Raw genomic sequence first — 19,653 nt, 5'->3', positions numbered from 1 at the left:
CCAAATGCGGGGTTGGTTTTATCTGTCTGAAATTCATCTATGCTTGCTGCTTTTCATCGGCCATTACATGTCGCTTTTCAGATAAAGAGTTGTTGATCATGTCACAGGGTAATGACTGCCATTGAAGGTAGAGCAACACAATACCTCGAGTGAGTAAGGCCGGGAATTATGCACTGAAATGGCAGGCAAGACTACGTGGATAACACTCACCCGACAGTAAAGCCAGCAAAGGGATTGCTTATTTTTGCACTGTCCATCAGTCTGGTTTCGCAGACCTTTAGTCTGTCAGTCCTGCTGTCAATCAGTTTGCCACTGTTCATGCTGTTTCTCTGGATTTTATTGCCAGCTAATGGTTTGCGGGTGCACTGGTGGCTTCTACCTCTTCTGGCAGGAGCGCTCGTCAGCTCATTATATGCAACGCACTATGCGTTCACTCGTCTTGATGGCCATGTTCAGGGGCGGGATATCGATATTGTGGGAAAGGTTGCCAGTCTGCCGGTGATAACTGGAATGGCCACGCGTTTTGACTTTGCAGTCAGTCATTCAGAGTCCGGCCAATACCCCGGGAAGGTCAGGCTCAGTTGGTATGAAGCGCCATATTTACAGGCTGGACAGACCTGGCATATAACGGTGAGGTTGCGTCAACCCCATGGTTTTTCAAGCCCGGGTGCTTTTGATTATGAGGCCTGGCTATTGCGTCAGGGAATACAGGCCACGGGGTACGTGAAGTCCGGGGCATTACTCAATGAGCAGGTCACAGGGGTATACCGTCTTCAGCAGGTAAGGGCCCATTTGAGGCAATGGCTGTACTCGGTGGTATCCGATGACAACAGAGGTATTTTCTCGGCACTCCTGCTGGGCGATAAAACAGCAATCAATACACAGCAATGGCAGATGTTCAATGAAACGGGAACGACTCATTTGATGGTGATTTCCGGTCTGCACATCGGTCTTATGGCCTGGTTAGGTTTTTCTCTGGCAACCATTGTCGGGCGGTTTGGGGGGATTCCACTGCGAACAGTGCCATTACCTGTGGTCAAGGTGCTGACAGGCCTGTTGTTTGCGTTATTTTATGCTTTGTTGGCCGGGTTCAGTGTGCCGGTCCAGCGTGCCCTGGTAATGACGTTCGCAGCGTTGTTGGCTCCATCGGTGGGCATCAGAGCTTCTCCCTTAACACTTTGGTTGCTGGCCTTGGCGGCAGTGCTTGCTATTGACCCTCTTGCCATAACGAGCAATGGATTCTGGTACTCTTTCATTGCCGTTGCCGCACTCCTCTTCGGTATGGCCGGGCGTCGGAACAGGGGGAGCTGGTGGGCAACAGTATTGAAGCCTCAATGGTTGGTGTTTGTACTCTTGACACCTTTGCTGCTGTTTAATGGCCAGCCGGTATCACCACTGTCTCCCCTGGTCAATCTTCTGGCCATTCCACTGATCGGCATTGCGGTCGTTCCTTTATTGCTGTTCAGTGCACTTGTTCAATATGCCTTGCCTGAGGTTGCCAGCTTTATTATTGCAGGGCTTGATTGCCTGGTGACGGGGTTTCAATCGGGGTTAACGTGGGTGTCTGGTTTGATGGTTCTTATCCCGCCACAACAGGGGCTTTCCTGGCCTGACCTCTTTCTGGCTGTTGCGGGCATGTTGCTGTTGATAGCCCCGGCAACTCTGCGCTTGCGCTGGCTTGCCCCCGTGATGCTGATGCCGTCGTTCTGCTCAAAACCACTGGTGATACCGGCAGGCCAGGCTGAAGTGACGGTTCTGGATGTAGGACAGGGGTTATCTGTGCTTATCAGAACGCATCAGCACTTAATGGTTTACGACACCGGAGACCGCTTCTCAGAAAAAATGTCAGCGGCAGAGAGTGTTATCCTTCCAGCATTGGCCAAATCCGGCGTGACCCAAATTGATCGCATTATGATTTCTCATGGTGATCAGGATCATTCGGGTGGTTTGCCATCGCTGCTTTCCAGATATCCGGACGTGCCGGTTGTCAGTGGTACAAGATTGCCTGGCCTTGAGAAAGAATGGGTTAAATGCCAACCTGGCGATCACTGGATATGGGACGGAGTTTACTTTCAGGTACTGGCCGGTGGTGATTATCGGCGTAGCAATGATTCATCCTGTGTGCTGAAAGTGACAGCAGGGACAGACAGTCTTCTATTGCCCGGAGACATTAGTGGGCGAGTTGAGAAACGGTTAATAGAGCAGGGCACTGAACTCAAAGCCAGTGTGCTGGTAGCTGCGCACCATGGCAGCCGTTTTTCGAGCAGTTCCGAGTTCCTATCGATTGTGCAGCCCGGTGCGATTATTTTTTCATCTGGCTTTGCTAATCGCTTCGGTCATCCTGCCCCGGAAACCGTGGCTCGAGTGCAAAACTCAGGGGCAGAAACCTTTAATACCGCTGAAGACGGCTCTCTTTCTTTTACCCTTGGCAGCGGCAATATCAAGGTTTCAGCGTACCGTAAAACGCACTCTCGCTACTGGTGGCGCTAACACTATCTCAAAGCGAACAGTTACTGCTTAAATGGTGCCAATCTCTGTGATACAGTCATGCTAATAGCCTTGGAAGCTGGCATACCTGATTAGATAATTCCGGCAACCATGAATCTGTCACTGTAAGGGAAGATTATTGTGTTCGAACTGGTGAAATCCGGTGGTTGGCTGATGGTGCCTATCCTACTGTCCTCGGTCATTGCCATGGCAATCATCTTCGAGCGGCTCTGGACGTTGAGACCCTCTCGTATTGCACCGAAAAATACCCTTTCTCAAGTGTGGAAATGGATCAAAAGTAATGGACTGGACAATCGAAAGCTGGATCAGCTGAGAGCCGGATCACCATTGGGTGAGATCTTGGCTGCCGGGTTGACGAATGCCCGCAGTGGCCGGGAAATTATGAAAGAGAGTATTGAAGAGCAGGCTGGCAAGGTGATTCACGACCTTGAACGTTATCTCAATACCCTGGGCACCATTGCTGCGATTGCTCCGCTGCTTGGTCTGCTGGGTACCGTTATCGGTATGATTGATGTCTTTACCGTGCTGATGGTTGAAGGCACGGGTAATGCCGGCGTACTTGCTGGCGGGATTTCCAAGGCATTGATCACCACGGCGGCGGGTTTGACCGTGGCTATTCCGGCTTTGATCTTTCACCGTTATTTTACCCGACGTATTGACGAGCTGGTGGTTGCTATGGAACAGGATGCGATCAAGCTGGTTGAAGTGCTGCAGGGTGAGCGCAAGGGATCTGCCGCTCAGGGCTTTTCATCCGCTCAGGGCTTTTCATCCGCTCTGGGCAGCGGGGCCAGAAAAAAATGAATTTCCGGCGCTTTCGTGGAAGAGGGGGCAATCAGGAGGACGTGTCGATCAATCTGACGCCGCTGATTGATGTGGTATTCCTGCTGCTGATTTTTTTTATGGTCTCGACCACCTTCACCAAGGAGACCCATCTGGCTATTGACTTGCCGGAATCTAGCGGAGAAGTATTGCAGCAGCAGCCGAAGCAGATTGAGATTACCATCAGTAAGTCCGGCGACTTTGCGGTTGATGGTCAGGGGCTGGTTAACGGGCAACTGGATACGCTCAAACGGGCACTGGGTAAAGTAAGCCAGGGGAACAGCAAGGTACCTCTGATTATTACCGCTGATGCCAAGACGCCCTATCAGGCGGTAGTGACGGCAATGGATGCGGCTGGACAGCTGGGTTTTAGCAACCTGAGCATGACCACGCGAAAAGACACCGAGTCTGATCAGTGAAGTTCTGGCAACGTTTCAGCCAATCAGTTACAGACTCCTGGTATTGTCCTTCTGGTGGCTGGACTCGCTGGCTCAAGCCTCTCAGTTGGTTATTTTCCTTGCTGGCAGAGAGAAGAAAGCAGCGTTTACTGCAGTCATCGCGGTGGACGCCACCTGTGCCCGTCGTTGTGGTGGGTAATATTTCGGTAGGAGGCACCGGCAAAACCCCTCTGGTTGCCGCCCTTGTGCGGGAGTTTCTGCGAAGGGGCTACCGGCCGGGGATTATCAGCCGTGGGTTTGGTGCGGAAACTGGCGTTACACCGATACCGGTTACGCCGGAGTCAGACCCGGCAAAGGTAGGGGATGAGCCGGTTATGCTGGCCCGGCAGTTAAATGTCCCTTTGGTAGTCGGTGTTGATCGTGTAAAGGCGGCCCGGTATCTCTGCGATCAGACAGACTGTAATCTGATTATCGCAGATGATGGATTGCAGCACTATAATCTGCAACGGCATATAGAGTTATTGGTCATGGATGGTGACCGCTTGTTTGGCAACAAACTCTGTCTGCCCGCAGGCCCTCTTCGGGAGCCACCGGAAAGAATGAATCAGGTGGATATGATTCTGGTCAATACCAATAATGCCTCGCTATCAGTGAGGACTGAGGAAATGGAAAAAGTGCTGGGGAGGAAGCCTCAGGAGCAGGGAAATTTGTACTATTTTTTCCTTGAACCCTCGGCGCCGGTCAGTATGACGGGTATTTCGCAACAGATTCCCGATACCGTCAGGGTTCATGGTGTTGCCGGGATTGGCAATCCCGAGCGCTTTTTTAATACACTGCGCTTACTGGGATACGATGTTATTGGCCATCCCTTTCCTGATCACCATTCATTTGTGCGGGAAGACGTCTGTTTCAATGATGATCTTCCAGTCATTATGACCGCTAAGGATGCGGTTAAATGCGCCGATTTTGCGGACGAGAGGCACTGGTATCTGCCAGTGACGACCCATGTATCGGACTCATGTGTTGAGCGGCTGGTGACAATGATTGAAGCTCGTAAGCCAGTATCGTCTGGCTTATAGCTGAGGAAAAATGATGGATAAGACTCTGTTTGAAATTCTGGCCTGTCCACTGTGTAAAGGGGAGGTGCAGCCAAATAAAGACCGTCAGGAGCTGGTCTGCAGGCCCTGTGGTCTCGCTTATCCTATACGTGACGGTATTCCTGTCATGCTGGAGGGAGAGGCGCGCGCTCTGACCGTTGATGAACGTTTGGATGAGGCGTCCTGATGACACAAGGCTTTCAAAGGGCTGAAGGCTTATTGTCAGCTAAAGGCTCCCTATCGGCTGAAGGCTCCTTATCGGCAGAAGGCTCCTTATCGGCAGAAGGCTCCTTATCGGCAGCAAGCTCGGACTTTACTGTCGTTATTCCTGCCCGTTTTGCTTCCAGTCGCTTACCAGGCAAACCTCTGGCTGATATTGCCGGCAAACCGATGGTTCAGCATGTGTATGAGCGGGCACTGGCCAGTGATGCCCAAAAGGTCATCATTGCTACGGATGATGAACGAATTCTGAAAGTGGCCGAGAAGTTTGGGGCAGAGGTGTGTATGACCCTGCCCGGCCACCCCTCCGGCACCGACCGATTACAGGAAGTGGCCAGAATCTATGGTCTCCAGGATAATGAAATCATTGTCAACGTCCAGGGCGATGAACCTCTGATTCCTCCATCCGTAATTAATCAGGTGGCCAGAAATCTGCAAGTGTCGTCTGAAGCAGGTGCTGCGACGTTATCCAACCCGTTGAGGCAGGTGGAACAGATCTTTGATCCCAATATTGTCAAAGTGGTTGCTGATGCCAGAGGTTATGCGCTCTATTTCAGCCGTGCACCCATTCCCTGGGCACGGGATGGTTTTGCGACGGAAGAAAAAAGAGTGTTTGCGGATGCCTGCTTTCAGCGTCATATAGGTATCTATGCTTATCGCGTTGGGCTGCTGAATCATTATGTAACCTGGGGTGTGAGCCCGATTGAGAAAATGGAGTCTCTCGAGCAGCTTCGACTGATGTGGAATGGCTATCGGATTCACGTGGCTGAAGCGGTTGAAACGCCTCCCCATGGTGTCGATACGGAGCAGGATCTGCTGGCCGTTCGTGCATTGTTTGAAAGAAGGCACGAGGTAGATAGCCTTGAGCCCGATAACAGCCTTGAGTTCGATGACAGCCTTGAGCCCGATGACAGCCTTGAGCCAGATAAAAAGACGGTCAGGGCATAAAGATAATGACTAAAGTACTCTTTGTATGTTTGGGGAATATCTGCCGGTCACCCACGGCTCACGGTGTATTTGCTCATCAGGTGGCTGAGTCAGGATTGTCGGACCGTATCAGAGTTGACTCAGCTGGCACCAGTGGCTGGCATGATGGGGGCTTGCCAGACAGTCGCTCCATGCAGCATGCCGCAGATCATGGTTATGATCTTTCATTTATTCGCTCCCGAAAGGTGACCTCGTCTGATTTTGTTGAGCAGGATTATATCCTGGCTATGGACAGAGAGAACCTTAACAGCCTGCAAACGATCTGCCCGCAAGAACATGCCCATAAGTTACGGCTCTTTCTTGACTATGCTGACCTGCCGGTCACTGAAGTTCCGGATCCCTACTACGGCGGTAATGAAGGCTTTGCACGTGTGCTTAACCTTGTTGAGCTTGGCGGCTTTGCGTTGCTGGATCATTTGCAGAAACCCCTGCAATAGCCTGTAATAAGCTGAAATAAAAAGTATCTTCAATTTTTTTGAATCAACGATTAATGACCTTTCCACACAAGATTTACGACAATTACTCTCTGTTGCAGAAAAATACCCTGGGCTTGCCGTCTACTGCCAGATATTACGCTGAGGTAGGCTCGGTTACGGAACTGCGTTGTGCACTGGCTTTTGCCAGGGAAAAACATTTGCCTGTTATTCCCCTGGGCGGCGGAAGTAATGTGGTGTTTGGTGAGTTTCTGGATGCGTTGGTTGTGCATGTCAATCTCAAGGGAAAGGCGGTGCTGAGTCGGGATCGGGACTGTGTTCGGGTCAGGGCTGAGGCAGGGGAGAACTGGCATGAGCTGGTATTGTGGTCATTGGAGAATAAAGCTTACGGACTGGAGAACCTTTCTTTGATACCGGGTACCGTTGGTGCTGCGCCTATCCAGAATATTGGCGCCTACGGTGTCGAGTTGAAGGACTCTTTCGTTTCGCTTGAAGCCATGAGCCTTGAGTCCGGTCTGGTGGAATACTTTGACCGGCAGAGTTGCGATTTTGGCTATCGCGATTCGGTATTCAAAAGAGAAAAGCGTGATCAGTATGTCATTGTTTCTGTGACACTGGATCTTGATGCAACGTTAAAACCCAATCTTGGCTATGGTCAGTTAGGTGATTTATTAGCAAGACGTTTGGGTAATCAGGCGCCTTCCGCTGTTGATATCAGTCAGGCAGTTTGTGATATTCGCCGTGAAAAGTTGCCGGACCCATCTGAGGTGGGTAATGCTGGCAGTTTTTTCAAAAACCCGGAGGTATCACAGTTAACGATGGATCGCCTGAAACAGGAATATCCAAATATTGTCGCTTATCAGATTGGACGAAATTGGAAGCTGGCAGCTGGCTGGTTGATTGATCAGGCCGGGCTGAAAGGTGAGCGCAAGGGGCGGGTGGGGACTTATCAGAAACAGGCCCTTGTACTGGTTAATCATGGCGGGGCAACCGGCCAGGATGTGCTTTCATTCTCAAGCATGATTCAGCGGAAGGTTAACGAAATGTTTGGTATTCGGCTGGAAAGGGAGCCGCGGCTTTATATGGATGATATCGGTAAAATACCCCGTCACCGGAGCAGAGATCAGGATAATCAAGACGCTATTTGACTGCATCGCCACTTTGTAGATCGGGTGCCCTATCATCATTCAATGGAACTCGCGGGTTAGCATTACTAACCCAATGGTTCGTTTAATCGGTCATTATCCCTGTTACCATCACTTAAATTAATCAAAATAGTAAAGGAGTACTATATGAACACTGCAAAACCAGCATTTATACCTGTGTTAACAGATCTGAAGGGTGGCAGCCAATTACCACGGGCGAGTGGGGGTGATTCAACTGGCAGCTTGAATGGATGGAGTGTTGAAAAACTGGAAATAATGGATGTTACGGGTGATCCAAAATACTTGGATTGGCCTGTGTCTTATCCGAGTAGTATTACCTTTCCAGCTGATGATCCTGAATTCACGAAAAAGATAAAAAAGATTCCTGTTTTACCGTTGATAAAATAAGTAAGACTATTCAGGGCTTGTTTTTCAAGGCAAAAAAAACGGGGTGGAAACCACCCCGTTTAGACGTATATTAATCGATATTACAGATTGCTTTCTTCAGTACGCGCCTGGGGTGCTTCCTGAGTTTCAGCTTCTGATACCTCAGGTAGTTCGATCTGCTGAGTCTGGCGTTTGGCTCTGGGGTCATTATGGGCCCGGCTGCGACGACGACGAGGCTTTTCAGAGGTTTCATCAGTAGGAACTGCTGCTCCACTTACCTTAACCTCAGCAGTCTGGTCCTGTTGATCCTTAGTCTGTTCGGCTGGTGCTTCTACAGCCATACTCCTGGCCGCGGCAGGATGTGTAGCTGGAGCCGTTTCGGTTTCAGCAGTTTTTTCCTGTGTGCTCTCCGGAATATGCGAAGTGTTTACTGCCTGGTCTTCATCAGACTGATTCAGTGCCTGCTTCAACATCTCTTCAGCCTCAGTGGCTGTCATAATCGCCCTGGGTTCTGCAACGTCTGCCTCCGCTCCCGGTGTAACTGGTTTCTCGAATGCAGACGGTATGGAGCCAAATGCGGGTTGGTCGAGGTTATGGGAAGCGGCAACGGCTTTTGCCATTTCAGTCATCTGAGGACGAGGTTTTACCGGTTCCTGCTCAACGGTGGTTATTACTTCAGGGTCAACGGCTGGTTTTTCATCCGGCTTTTCTTGAGTGGGCATCTCAACAAAGACCTGTTCAGCTTTTTCCGATTGTGCTTCTGAATCAGCTGTTGCTGAAACCCTGGCCTCAACTGCTGGCCCTTTATCGACAGAAGGCTTCTGATCCGCTGGGGACACAAAGCTATTCTCTGTGGAGATTTCAGGTTCACCGACTTGGGGGGCAGAATGCTGTGCTTCCCTGAGGCGGCGTGGGTCATTCTTCACTCTTCGTGAGCGACGAGGCCTCACTTCTTCTGGCGCTTCAGTTGCCTCAGGGTTGGCGATCGGCGTTTGTTTTCCGACAGAAACCGTGCTGGCTTCCTCTGCCTTGTCTGCTGGCGTAGCATGAGTTACGGCAAGTTGATCAGCGAATTGAGTAGCTTCTGAGGTTGCTGTCGCCGGTTTGCTGTTATCAATCCCTGGTTTCTCAATGCTTGCAACTGATTCTCTCTGGTCAGCATGCTTCTCTTGTGCGGTGCTTTCCTGTCTAGCTTCCTGTGTAGCGTTAGAAGATGCGTTAACAGACCCTTTAGTGCTTTCAGGCAGCAGTGGCTGCAATTGTGGTTCGTTCTGCAGCTGTCGCTGAGACTGACGGTTGCTGCGACGACGAGGAGCCGAGCTCGGGCGGCGACGGCGATCATTGGAGCCTGATTCTGACTCTTGATCCTGACGCCGATCCTGTCTGGGTTCCTGCTGTTCCGCTACTTCCTGGTTGTCTCGCTGGCGTCTTTCCTGCCTCTCGAAGCGGTTTTCCTGCTTGTTAGGACGACTGTCTGAACGTTCCTGCGGACTCTTTTTGCGTTCTTTCTGAGGACGATTGTTATCCAGCTTGTCGCGGCGTTGAGAGTCAGTACGGCTCTTCTTCCTGTTTTGGCCACCCTGATGATCTCGACGTACCGGTTGGCGTTGCTGAATTGACTTGTCCTGGCCAGCGGATTTGTCATCATCATTGTCGGAGCTGAAGATACTGCCAATGGACTTCAGCAGGCTGCCAATAAACCCGTGTTTTGACTCAGGTGACCGGATTGCCGGTGCAGGCTGTGCAGGCGCAATATTTCGAACAGCGGCCTGTTGTCTGGGTTGTGATTTGGTTGCTGTGGTCAGTTCTTCCGGGCTGGAGTCTTCACCTTCAAGGATGATCTCGTAGCTGCTCTCATGCTCTTGAAGATTGTCGTCACGAAGACGCTGGACGTCGTAATGAGGGGTTTCCAGGTTGGCATTTGGAATGACGATGATACGGGCATCATGGCGTTTCTCGATCTTGGCGATCATCTTGCGCTTTTCATTCAGCAGGAAAGCAGCGACCGGGACGGGAACCTGTGCACGAATTTCAGACGTCTTGTCCTTCATTGCCTCTTCTTCCATCAGGCGCAGAATAGACAGGGCCAGAGACTCAATATCCCGAATAGTACCCTGGCCTGAACAGCGGGGGCAGACAACGCCACTGGTTTCACCCAGCGATGGGCGCAGGCGCTGACGGGACATTTCCAAAAGGCCAAAGCGTGAGATGCGACTGGTCTGAACGCGAGCGCGATCAACGGACAGAGCCTGGCGAATACGGTTCTCTACTTCCCGCTGGTTTCGGTTGTTGCTCATATCGATGAAGTCGATAACAATCAGTCCACCAATATCACGCAGGCGAAGCTGGCGTGCGACCTCATCCGCCGCTTCAAGGTTGGTATTGAAGGCGGTTTCTTCAATGTCGCCACCGCGGGTAGCGCGGGCAGAGTTAATATCGATGGATACCAGGGCTTCGGTTGGATCAATAACGATGGAGCCGCCGGATGGCAGTTTGACTTCACGCTGGAAGGCCGTCTCAATCTGACTTTCGATCTGGAAACGGTTGAACAGGGGAACACTGTCTTTGTACAGTTTGATCTTATTCTGGTACTGGGGCATGACCTGTTTAACAAAGTCCAGGGCTTCTTCATAAACCGAGGTTTTGTCGATCAATACTTCACCAACATCCTGGCGCAGGTAGTCACGGATAGCGCGGATAATGACATTACTTTCCTGGTAAATCAGGAATGGGGCAGGATTTTTGTCTGCAGCGTCTTTGATGGAACTCCAGAGTTGCAGGAGGTAGTCCAGATCCCATTGAAGGTCTTCCGTAGAGCGGCCAAGGCCTGCTGTACGAACGATGACGCCCATCTCGGCAGGGATATTCAGCTTGCTCATCGCCTCACGCAGCTCAGTGCGCTCATCGCCTTCGATACGGCGTGAGATTCCACCGGCGCGAGGATTGTTTGGCATCAGCACAAGGTAGCGGCCAGCCAGGCTGACCAGCGTCGTCAGAGCGGCGCCTTTGTTACCACGTTCTTCTTTGTCTACCTGAACGATAACCTCGGTGCCTTCTTTAATGACATCCCTGATATTAGGACGACCGCCGGTATGACCGACAAAGTATTCACGGGAAATCTCTTTCAGCGGCAGGAAGCCGTGTCGCTCTGCGCCAAAGTCGACAAAAGCAGCTTCCAGGCTGGGCTCGACACGGGTGATTTTAGCTTTGTAGATGTTGGCTTTTTTCTGCTCGCGGGCTCCGGACTCAATATCCAGATCGAACAGACGCTGTCCATCAACGAGTGCAACCCTCAGCTCTTCTTGCTGGGTCGCATTGATTAACATTCTCTTCATAGAGTACCAAATTACTTATGGCTACCCTAATCAGTTGCTGGTACGAAAAGTCGTTCGTGACTTCGGTTAATCCAGTGCATCCATTGGTTTAGCGGGCAATCCATCGTTTTTCCGGAAGAACCCTGCCTGCCACCCGGCGTATTTAAGGTGGCTGGTTGTGCAACTGGTTTCCTGCAGTTTCTGTACAAACTTTTCGATGCTTCCCGACCATACACAGGCCGACAACCGTATGAGAACGGTTTGGTCGGTGCTAACCTGCTATCAGACTTACAGCCGGACTGATTCAGATTGAGGCTGTAACGATATAGCAATCCACATCCGTATATTGACCGGATGTAAAGTGGGGGGATGCGTTGATCGGGCGCTTCTGGCTGGTTGTGGATACGTTCAAAGGTATCACGGAGCCTTTCATGAGCATATGACCCGTCCGCTGTTCCTCATCCCTGGTGTCGGGAGCGCAACCTCTGATCTTGGGTGGCACTTGTTTATCTATCACGGCTGCGGCCGTGGTCTTTAATCATTCAATAATCATGTCAGGAACTCATGCCCTCCGGGAAGGATGCAACTGGTTCATCTGCCATGATGTCTACCTGAGCGGCTGTTCCTGAAGTTACTCAGCCCGGACTTGTTCATCGGGTAAAACGTATCTCCAGTTTATTTTCGGCCCGTTTAGGGGTATTTGAGTAATAACATCCCTTCAGTGGCATGCTCAGACTTCGTAAATCGAACTGCCTTTTCGGATAGTTACAAGGCAGTGCCACAACTATATCAGTAATCGGTAAGTGCTTCAAATGACATAAAGCTGGTAAGATTACCCGGACGTAAATAGTGATAAGCCCGGAAAGGCTTTTTATCTCAATCGGTTAAGGTAAAGGTTTTCAGGCCGTGGCAGGGTATAAACAGATATGTGGTTAGACGATTGAAACAAGCAAAAGTTAATTTCATTGCCATTGATGAAGAGGCGGTTGGTCAGCGTATTGATAACTTTCTTTTGCGGGTTCTTAAGGGGGTTCCCAAGACCAGGGTCTACCGTATTGTTCGAAAGGGTGAGGTGCGAGTCAATAAAAAGCGGGTGACGGCAGACTATCGCCTGGAGTTGAATGATGTTGTTCGTATTCCTCCGGTCAGGGTGGCGGAAAGGGAAGCGCCGGTAAGGCCGACTGATAGCGTGATTGCTCAGTTGGAAAGGTCGGTGCTCTATGAAGATGACCTGTTGATTATTATTAATAAACCATCAGGAATTGCTGTGCATGGCGGAAGTGGCTTGTCTTATGGGGTGATTGAGGGACTCCGCCAGTTGAGGCCGGAAAATCGCACGCTTGAACTGGTGCATCGTCTCGATCGCGACACCTCAGGTTGTCTGGTGATTGCTAAACGCCGAAGCATGCTGCGTCATCTGCATAACCAGTTGCAGCAGAGAGAAAAAGTTGAAAAGCTGTACCATGCGCTGGTGGTCGGAAAATGGCCAGCCAGAAAGCAGTTGGTGAATGCTCCGCTACTGAAGAATGTGCTTCAGTCCGGAGAGCGTATGGTTCGGGTGCATGTGGATGGCAAAAAATCCCGAACGGCGTTTCGGGTGCTGGACCGTTTCCCGAATATGACCCTGGTTGAGGCTTACCCAATCACCGGTCGAACCCATCAGATTCGTGTTCATTGTCTGCACGCAGGACATCCCATTGCTGGCGATCAAAAATACGGTATGGATGCGGATAACCAGTTGCAGAAGCAGTTTGGCCTGAAGCGATTGTTCCTGCATGCGGCCAGTATAGAATTTGAGTTGCCGGATGGTAAGCGATTGAAAGTTGAAGCACCATTACCGGAGGACTTGGCTGAGGTGTTAGCAGCTTTGAAAGATCAGCTTTGAAAGCGGGACAGGGCGGGCTGAATGTCCGATCGAAGCATTGCTTAATAGGCTTCGACTGTTTTTAACTGTGTTAACCGTGTTGTCGCATGGCTGGCTATCAGGCCGGGATGGGTCAGGCGATTTAGAGAATCTCTTAAAGGGGTAGTTATGCACGACAAGTGGAGGGAATCCTCTTCTGAGGTACAGGATCGCCTTGACAATAGCAAGGCCTGGGATCTGGTGGATGCCCTGGCCAGAGGGGCACTGCTGGAGCAGCGCCGTTCCAGACGGTGGGGTATATTTTTTAAATTGCTGACGTTTGGCTGGTTATTTTTCTCTGTTGCGGTCATTTATAATGCGACCAGAATCAACGATGTTGTGATCAGTGATGGCTCCGGTGAGCATACTGCGCTGGTGGAGATTGATGGCCAGATCGGTGGTGGCGATGTGGATGCCGATATCGTGGTATCGGGGTTGCGTTCAGCTTTTGAGGATCCGGGTACCCAGGCGGTTATTCTAAGGATTAACAGCCCGGGTGGTAGTCCGGTGCAGTCTGGTTATATCTATGATGAAATTCGCAGACTGCGAGAGCTGCATAAGGATACGCCGCTTTACGCGGTCATTATGGATATTGGTGCGTCTGGTGGGTATTACATTGCCGCCGCCGCAGATGAAATTTACGCTGACAAGGCCAGTCTGGTGGGTTCTATTGGCGTTATCTCTTCAGGCTTTGGTTTTGTCGGGGCGATGGAGAAGCTGGGAGTTACCCGCAGAACCTATACCTCCGGTGAAAATAAGGCATTCCTCGATCCATTTCAGTCCGTGGATCGTGAGGCTGCTGTCCAATGGCAGGCATCGCTGGATACTATTCATCAACAGTTTATTGACGCGGTGAAAACCGGACGGGGTGATCGACTGACTGATCGATCTGATATCTTCTCGGGGATGGTCTGGTCTGGTGAGCAGGCTAAAGAGCTGGGGTTAATTGATGGTCTGGGCAGTGCGGGTTATGTGGCCCGTGAAGTGGTGGGTGAAGAGGATATTGTTGATTATACCTTTCGTCTTTCACCGTTGGAAAAATTTGCCCGGGATTTTGGGGCTGGTGTCAGCGCTACTCTTGTCGAAGCCTTGGGTGATGGTTTTCAGTTAATGTAATTGGATGGCCAAGTCTGCTCTGTTGAAGAAAAGCGCTAATACCCATGCAGCATACACCTCGTTCCCACGGGAGTCGTGGGGACGAGTTCAGCCTACGGAACTGATGCTCTATCTGCCCAGAGGGTAAACCCCTTCATTCATCAGCATGGTGGTCAGGGTGATCAGTGGCAGTCCAACCAGACTGTCGGGGTCGTCGCCAGCCATTTTCTCAAACAAGGTGATTCCCAGTCTTTCGCATTTAAAACTGCCGGCGCAGTCCAGCGGGCTCTCTGCATCTATATAAGTGGCGATCTGCGTGCTGGAAAGTTTTCGAAACCAGACCGTGTAGTCTACACAAGTCAGCTGGTGCTGATTTGTCGCGGTGTTCAGAACGCAGAGGCCGGTGTGGAAAACGACCGGTTTACCGCTGCAGTTTGCGAGCTGCTCGATCGCTTTTTCCCGGGAAAGCCTTATTGACAAGGCTCTGGCACTCTCTCCCGGTTCTGGTGTTTCATCAAGGTTGGGTGAGGCTTGATGGAATTTCAGATTGAGTCGTTCAAGCAGGCGTTTCCGGTAGGGCGAGCCTGAGGCTAGCAATATATTCATGGTTCTCTTTTGAGCAATCAGTGCGGCCAAATGGTGTGGATAGTCGAGCACAGTATGCATGGTCTCGAATTTTTGTGAAATACGACTGCGCCATCAGAAAGCGGGTTGTGAAAAATACCATCTTCAGGCATGTTTATTGTGAAGTTTTTGATAAAAAGCTGAAACTTTTAGGACTTACGCATTGACAACAGGCTCTAAAATTTGATAATGCCAAAAAACAGATGTCTTCAGGGATGAAAGTGAGAACTACCACTCGACCGACCACTGCACGATGCACTCTTGCAAAATACATTGGCTTTTTGATTAGTGAGCCAAAATCATCAACATGCACAAGACTGGCCGAGGTTACCGACTTTTCTCACGATAGCGCAAACCGCTTTCTTAAGCGTGAAAACTATCAGCCCAAAGATATGTACGATGAAGCAGTCAAAAGTTTAAACCCTATTGGCGGCACCCTGAGCGTTGATGACAGCGTGCTCGACAAACCTTATAGCTACTCCGTGGCACTGGTTGGCCACTTTTGGTCGGGTAAACATCACCGAGTGGTTAAGGGAGTTAACCTCATCACCCTTTATTACACCGACGTATCCGGGCGCCATATGCCGGTGAATTACAGGATATACGACAAATCGGAAGACAAGACAAAAAACGACTACTTCCGTGAAATGTTGATTGAAGTGCTGGTATGGGGGCTGAAGCCAGCGTTCGTTACCGGTGACTCCTGGTACAGCTGCACGACTAACCTGAAGACGATTAAAAACCATCAGACTGGGTTTATGTTTGCCGTTGAGAAAAACAGGACAGTATCACTGGAAAAAGGTAAATGGCAGCAGGTTCAACACCTCGACATCCCCGACAATGGTCTGGATGTATGGCTCAAAGACTTCGGTAAGATCCGGTTGTTCAGGACGATGCTAAAAGACCAGCGTCGCCACTACGTGGTTTACTTGCCAGAGGAAGTCCCTTTTGAACGCAATGACTTCAAGCAGATCCATGACCAGCACTGGCAGATCGAACAGTTTCACAGGGCGATCAAGCAGGTTTGCCATATTGAGCACTTTCAGGTTCGCAGCGAACGACCCGTCAGAAACCATATATTTGCTGCAATTTTAGCTTTTGTTTATCTCCAGAAAATGCAGATAGAGCAGGAGTTTACGAATATTTATCAGCACCAACGGGGGCTGTTTAAAGAGACAATAGGCGCTTTCATTGAGAGTTTTGCAAAGGGGAAGGATCACCTCCTACCAAAATTTATCGGTGTCATCAATGCGTAAGTCCTAACTTTGATAATCCCAGCCAAAAAGGATGTTTGACAGAAAAGGGGCATCGCCCTATGATTGCGCGCTTATGTTATCAGGCCAATTACCAAAAACCGTTGATCCGCGTAAACTCGCGCGTCAGGGGGTACAGTTTGAAGGTTCGCTGGCGCTTGAACAGTTTGATCGACTGGCAGCCAGTCTCGCTGACGATCAGGGTGAGGTGAAGGTATTTCTTCATTTCTACATGAGTGAAGATCATCGAGTGGTTCTTGAGGGGCATGTTGAGGCGAATCTGAAAATGATTTGTCAGCGCTGTCTTGATGTGGCGGAACTTCCCGTGCGTTCAGATCTCAACCTGATGGGTGTATTGACCGATGATCAGGCCCGTTCCCTGCCAGAGGGCTATGAACCCCTGATGCTCCGGGATGAGCCGATGGAGTTGGTGCCCCTGCTGGAAGAAGAGCTCCTGTTGAGCCTTCCTATCGTGGCTTATCATCCGCCTGAAGCCTGCCAGGTTCAGCAGAACTTTACTACTGAATCTGATGAAGAGGCTGAGGCTTCCGCTGCCCGGGCAGCGGAAGAGAAAAAGCGTCGTAACCCGTTCAGTGTTCTGGCCAGTCTGAAAGCTGATCAGGGAAAAAGTACCACCGAACCCAAATAGAGTTCCAAGCAAAGAATTTAGGAGAGAACACATGGCTGTTCAGCAAAATCGAAAAACCCGTTCCAAGCGTGATATGCGTCGTTCCCACGACAGTCTGACGGCTTCTCAGCTGTCTGTTGATGCAACTTCTGGTGAAACTCATCGTCGTCATCACATGACTGCTGACGGTTTCTACCGTGGCCGTAAAGTGCTCGAAGGTAAAGTGGGCGAGTGAGTCGTTCCATGCCAGGACGGTCAACGGCTCCAGGACGGAGAATAGCACTTGATATTATGAGCGGGGACGAAAGTCCCCGTTCTCGTATTCGGGCTGCCCTCCGGGCTCTGCAAATTTATCCGGATCTTCATCTTTCCCTGGTGGGTAATCAGACACTGATTACTGATCATCTCTGCTCTGATTCCTTGGATCAGGCGCCCTTTGATCAGTCCCGCCTCACTGTTATTCATGCTGAAAAGACGATTGGCATGGATGAAAAGCCATCCTCTGCTCTCAGGGCCAAAGACGGTAGCTCCATGTGGGTTGCCCTTGCGCAGGTTGCTGACGGCAGTGCTGCCGCCTGTGTCAGTGCGGGAAATACTGGCGCGCTGATGGCTATGGGGCGATTTGCCCTGAAAACCTTTGTGGGTATTGATCGTCCGGCCATAGCGGGTGCTGTTCCCTGTGCTGGAGGCAGCGTTTTGCTGCTGGATATGGGGGCCAATGTTGACTGTTCCGCTAACAGTCTTTATCAATTTGCAGTGATGGGATCTTTGTTTGCCGCTTCTGTGAGAGGTATCGCTGCTCCCAGGGTGGGGTTACTGAACATTGGGATTGAGGATATCAAAGGTAATGAGCGGGTCAAACTGGCAAATCAGCTCTTGAAAGACGATCGACGTCTGAACTACATCGGCTATATCGAGGGGGATGATGTCTTTGCCGGTCGGGCGGATGTAGTGGTCTGTGATGGTTTTGTTGGCAATATCGCCCTGAAAACCGGGGAGGGGGTTGCCTGTCTTATTCGTGACCGCCTGGTTGCAGCATTTCAGCAAACGCTTTGGCGTCGCTTCCTCTCTTTGTTGATTGCGCCGGTCATGCACAAAATCAATAAAAGCATTGATCCGGTGGTCTACAACGGCGCCTGTTTTCTCGGACTTCAGGGGATTGTGGTCAAAAGTCACGGCCATTCTGACGAAGAGGGCTTCTTCCGGGCTATTGCCGAGGCTGTCAGAGAAGTGGACAGCGATGTGCCCGGACGATTGGCTGATGAAGTGGAATTAATGTTGAAAGGTTAAGGCCTGCCGGGATTGCTCAGGGATGCTGGAAAAAAGGCGTTGATGTCGGCGCTTGATCCATCACCAAAAGCATTTGTGCCCTTCTTCCGGGATTCAATGGGTGGAAGCTCGGCACAGCCCGGAAAGTGCGAGGGATTATCCAGAGAAACCTAAGTACAGATTAACCAGTGGGAGGCAGCAATGCCAATCCCACCACTATCTTACGTAGCCACATCTGATCAGCTTTCTGTTCGTTCCCAATGGAACTGATGCTTCACGTGTGGATCTTGTTCTTTAAATTCTTTGTGCTCCTGCTCTAGATTTTCCATGGCCGTATACTGCCAATTATTGTCGGTGATCTTCCCCTTTAATGCGTCAAGGCTAACCAGTGCTACCTGGCTGATCAGCTCATTTTTCAACACAGGATCAATATCAGTATGGTCAAATACCCGGGGAAACTGTTCGGCAACAAATGACTTTAGCGTCAAGTAACCACTGATGATACTGGCAATCCGTTCGGGGTGGTATTGATGGAGTATTGCCGGTGACGGGATGGCCTTATCCGTCTTGATGGCCAGTTTGGCGTGATCGCTGGCACTGTCCTGTCGGGGCAGTAAATCCACCACCAGCTCCCGGAGTAGCCCGGTTTCGCTGGGTTCAGAGAGGCCCCGCCGGTTGATCATGGCCTGAATTTTAACCCGGTTCATGGCCTCTTTGGGGCCCGCAATCTTGGTGTCGTACAGGTTGTTGAACAGCTGCCAGGCTCTTTGGCTGAGGGTAAACGATTTAAAGTCCATTAGCTCGTTGTTGCCCACAGTTTTGCTACTGGTTGCTTTTTGCAGATCAGACTTCAGTTGCGCCAGTGGTTCGGCAGAATGATCCATTCCCAGATAGTCCGGCAGTTCAGCCAGTTCGTGCACCATTCTCAGCTGCTGTTGCAGGGATTGCTGCATGAACAGTTTTCTACAGGGTTCATACTGGCCCCTGGTGAGGGCATTAATCAATGGGTTATGCAGGGCTTTTTCCGGTTGTACGACAGGCGCAGGCATTAATCGCTGGTTAATCATGCCCATCATGTCAGGAATGTTATCTTCATGTTCGGCCAGTTGTCCGTGCGCGGTGGCAGTGTTTTGCTTCTGTCGGGTCTGCAACTGAACCGCCTGACGGATGATCTGTCTACGCAGGGGGTCTGGCAGATGATTATCCGAAGAATAACTGGCCAGTTGATTGATTGCCATGGCTTGCAACATGGCTTTTGCCAGCCCTATGGCAGGACCCTTGGCGTTTGTTATCCCATGAACCAGATCATCGGTACTGAAGATATTGTCCGGATGCTCATGGTTTATACCAATGGCAGGTGAAGTGAGGGCTTGCTGCAAAAAAGTCTCTGTAATTCTGGCGGGTATTCTGGCTGGTGTTGAGAGCAAAATGGCCATATTGACCAGGTCATTACGGCTCCACTGACTGGCGACGGGGCTGGTATGACTTTTCAAATGATCGATGAAAGCAGCCACTTCACTGTGTAGCTGGGGGGCTATCGCCAGACTGTCGGTTAATAGTTGCATACCCGGTG

The 19,653-nt window shown here is 50.7% G+C and carries 18 protein-coding genes; 15 read left to right on the top strand and 3 right to left on the bottom strand.

What is annotated here, in order from left to right; genetic code table 11:
• The first annotated feature begins 195 nt into the window (after positions 1–195).
• From MJO57_RS20015 to MJO57_RS19975, 9 genes are all read left to right on the top strand, one after another.
• Positions 196–2,490 (top strand): DNA internalization-related competence protein ComEC/Rec2, encoded by a 2,295-nt coding sequence (locus tag MJO57_RS20015; RefSeq protein WP_252018177.1) that lies wholly within the window; start codon positions 196–198, stop codon positions 2,488–2,490.
• Between the two features lie 138 nt (positions 2,491–2,628).
• Positions 2,629–3,309, top strand: coding sequence for a MotA/TolQ/ExbB proton channel family protein (locus MJO57_RS20010; protein WP_252018176.1), 681 nt, complete (start codon positions 2,629–2,631; stop codon positions 3,307–3,309).
• On the top strand, positions 3,306–3,746 hold the full coding sequence (locus tag MJO57_RS20005) for a biopolymer transporter ExbD (RefSeq protein ID WP_252018175.1): 441 nt from the start codon (positions 3,306–3,308) through the stop codon (positions 3,744–3,746). The genes MJO57_RS20010 and MJO57_RS20005 overlap by 4 nt, the downstream gene beginning before the upstream one ends.
• A complete protein-coding gene (gene lpxK / locus MJO57_RS20000) occupies positions 3,743–4,804 on the top strand; it encodes a tetraacyldisaccharide 4'-kinase (RefSeq protein ID WP_256491759.1) in 1,062 nt (353 codons plus the stop codon). Before MJO57_RS20005 ends, lpxK begins: the two co-directional genes overlap by 4 nt.
• A 13-nt stretch (positions 4,805–4,817) precedes the next feature.
• Entirely contained in the window at positions 4,818–5,009 is a 192-nt protein-coding gene (locus tag MJO57_RS19995; RefSeq protein WP_252018173.1) for a Trm112 family protein, read from the top strand.
• Positions 5,009–5,989, top strand: a complete 981-nt coding sequence (kdsB, locus tag MJO57_RS19990) for a 3-deoxy-manno-octulosonate cytidylyltransferase (protein ID WP_252018171.1) — start codon at positions 5,009–5,011, stop codon at positions 5,987–5,989. The genes MJO57_RS19995 and kdsB overlap by 1 nt, the downstream gene beginning before the upstream one ends.
• Before the next feature lie 5 nt (positions 5,990–5,994).
• The gene (locus MJO57_RS19985) at positions 5,995–6,465 is read left to right on the top strand and encodes a low molecular weight protein-tyrosine-phosphatase (protein WP_252018169.1); all 471 of its coding nucleotides are present in this window, start codon (positions 5,995–5,997) and stop codon (positions 6,463–6,465) included.
• A gap of 53 nt (positions 6,466–6,518) precedes the next feature.
• Entirely contained in the window at positions 6,519–7,610 is a 1,092-nt protein-coding gene (murB, locus tag MJO57_RS19980; protein WP_256491757.1) for a UDP-N-acetylmuramate dehydrogenase, read from the top strand.
• 144 nt (positions 7,611–7,754) lie between these two features.
• On the top strand, positions 7,755–8,015 hold the full coding sequence (locus MJO57_RS19975; RefSeq protein ID WP_252018165.1) for a hypothetical protein: 261 nt from the start codon (positions 7,755–7,757) through the stop codon (positions 8,013–8,015).
• A gap of 80 nt (positions 8,016–8,095) precedes the next feature.
• Here MJO57_RS19975 and rne read toward each other — a convergent pair whose 3' ends face one another.
• Complete coding sequence (gene rne, locus MJO57_RS19970) at positions 8,096–11,329, bottom strand: ribonuclease E (protein WP_252018163.1); 3,234 nt, start codon at positions 11,327–11,329, stop codon at positions 8,096–8,098.
• A 919-nt stretch (positions 11,330–12,248) separates the two neighbouring features.
• On the opposite strand from rne, the gene rluC reads away from it, so the two are divergent.
• Positions 12,249–13,193, top strand: a complete 945-nt coding sequence (gene rluC / locus MJO57_RS19965; RefSeq protein ID WP_252018161.1) for a 23S rRNA pseudouridine(955/2504/2580) synthase RluC — start codon at positions 12,249–12,251, stop codon at positions 13,191–13,193.
• Between the two features lie 147 nt (positions 13,194–13,340).
• Complete coding sequence (locus MJO57_RS19960; protein ID WP_252018159.1) at positions 13,341–14,327, top strand: S49 family peptidase; 987 nt, start codon at positions 13,341–13,343, stop codon at positions 14,325–14,327.
• Between the two features lie 108 nt (positions 14,328–14,435).
• Here MJO57_RS19960 and MJO57_RS19955 read toward each other — a convergent pair whose 3' ends face one another.
• Positions 14,436–14,942 carry a nucleoside triphosphate pyrophosphatase gene (locus MJO57_RS19955; protein ID WP_371924650.1) on the bottom strand — a complete coding sequence of 169 codons (507 nt, stop codon included), beginning with the start codon at positions 14,940–14,942 and terminating at the stop codon, positions 14,436–14,438.
• Between the two features lie 209 nt (positions 14,943–15,151).
• Between MJO57_RS19955 and MJO57_RS19950 the strand changes: the two genes are divergently transcribed.
• The 4 genes from MJO57_RS19950 (at position 15,152) to plsX (ending at position 18,101) form a co-directional block, all read left to right on the top strand.
• Positions 15,152–16,186, top strand: coding sequence for a transposase (locus tag MJO57_RS19950; protein ID WP_252026884.1), 1,035 nt, complete (start codon positions 15,152–15,154; stop codon positions 16,184–16,186).
• A gap of 73 nt (positions 16,187–16,259) precedes the next feature.
• Positions 16,260–16,832 carry a YceD family protein gene (locus MJO57_RS19945; protein ID WP_252018157.1) on the top strand — a complete coding sequence of 191 codons (573 nt, stop codon included), beginning with the start codon at positions 16,260–16,262 and terminating at the stop codon, positions 16,830–16,832.
• Positions 16,833–16,863: 31 nt separating this feature from the next.
• On the top strand, positions 16,864–17,046 hold the full coding sequence (gene rpmF / locus MJO57_RS19940) for a 50S ribosomal protein L32 (RefSeq protein ID WP_209276529.1): 183 nt from the start codon (positions 16,864–16,866) through the stop codon (positions 17,044–17,046).
• 8 nt (positions 17,047–17,054) lie between these two features.
• Positions 17,055–18,101 carry a phosphate acyltransferase PlsX gene (gene plsX / locus MJO57_RS19935; RefSeq protein ID WP_256493360.1) on the top strand — a complete coding sequence of 349 codons (1,047 nt, stop codon included), beginning with the start codon at positions 17,055–17,057 and terminating at the stop codon, positions 18,099–18,101.
• A gap of 218 nt (positions 18,102–18,319) precedes the next feature.
• Here the strand turns inward: plsX and MJO57_RS19930 are convergent, their stop codons facing one another.
• Positions 18,320–19,645 (bottom strand): hypothetical protein, encoded by a 1,326-nt coding sequence (locus tag MJO57_RS19930; RefSeq protein WP_252018153.1) that lies wholly within the window; start codon positions 19,643–19,645, stop codon positions 18,320–18,322.
• Positions 19,646–19,653 lie beyond the last annotated feature (8 nt).

The organism is Endozoicomonas sp. SCSIO W0465 (assembly GCF_023716865.1).
Classification (GTDB): domain Bacteria; phylum Pseudomonadota; class Gammaproteobacteria; order Pseudomonadales; family Endozoicomonadaceae; genus Endozoicomonas.
Note: the sequence above shows the minus strand (reverse complement) of the source record. Positions and strands in the feature narration are given on the sequence as shown.

What these genes read in the sequence shown, in the direction of transcription:
- MJO57_RS20005 (WP_252018175.1), top strand. Translation starts at nt 3,306, where the DNA reads ATGAATTTCCGGCGCTTTCGTGGAAGAGGGGGCAATCAGGAGGACGTG.
- MJO57_RS19995 (WP_252018173.1), top strand. Translation starts at nt 4,818, where the DNA reads ATGGATAAGACTCTGTTTGAAATTCTGGCCTGTCCACTGTGTAAAGGG.
- kdsB (WP_252018171.1), top strand. Translation starts at nt 5,009, where the DNA reads ATGACACAAGGCTTTCAAAGGGCTGAAGGCTTATTGTCAGCTAAAGGC.
- MJO57_RS19985 (WP_252018169.1), top strand. Translation starts at nt 5,995, where the DNA reads ATGACTAAAGTACTCTTTGTATGTTTGGGGAATATCTGCCGGTCACCC.
- murB (WP_256491757.1), top strand. Translation starts at nt 6,519, where the DNA reads ATGACCTTTCCACACAAGATTTACGACAATTACTCTCTGTTGCAGAAA.
- MJO57_RS19975 (WP_252018165.1), top strand. Translation starts at nt 7,755, where the DNA reads ATGAACACTGCAAAACCAGCATTTATACCTGTGTTAACAGATCTGAAG.
- rne (WP_252018163.1), bottom strand. Translation starts at nt 11,329, where the DNA reads ATGAAGAGAATGTTAATCAATGCGACCCAGCAAGAAGAGCTGAGGGTT.
- MJO57_RS19960 (WP_252018159.1), top strand. Translation starts at nt 13,341, where the DNA reads ATGCACGACAAGTGGAGGGAATCCTCTTCTGAGGTACAGGATCGCCTT.
- MJO57_RS19945 (WP_252018157.1), top strand. Translation starts at nt 16,260, where the DNA reads ATGTTATCAGGCCAATTACCAAAAACCGTTGATCCGCGTAAACTCGCG.
- rpmF (WP_209276529.1), top strand. Translation starts at nt 16,864, where the DNA reads ATGGCTGTTCAGCAAAATCGAAAAACCCGTTCCAAGCGTGATATGCGT.
- plsX (WP_256493360.1), top strand. Translation starts at nt 17,055, where the DNA reads ATGCCAGGACGGTCAACGGCTCCAGGACGGAGAATAGCACTTGATATT.
- MJO57_RS19930 (WP_252018153.1), bottom strand. Translation starts at nt 19,645, where the DNA reads ATGCAACTATTAACCGACAGTCTGGCGATAGCCCCCCAGCTACACAGT.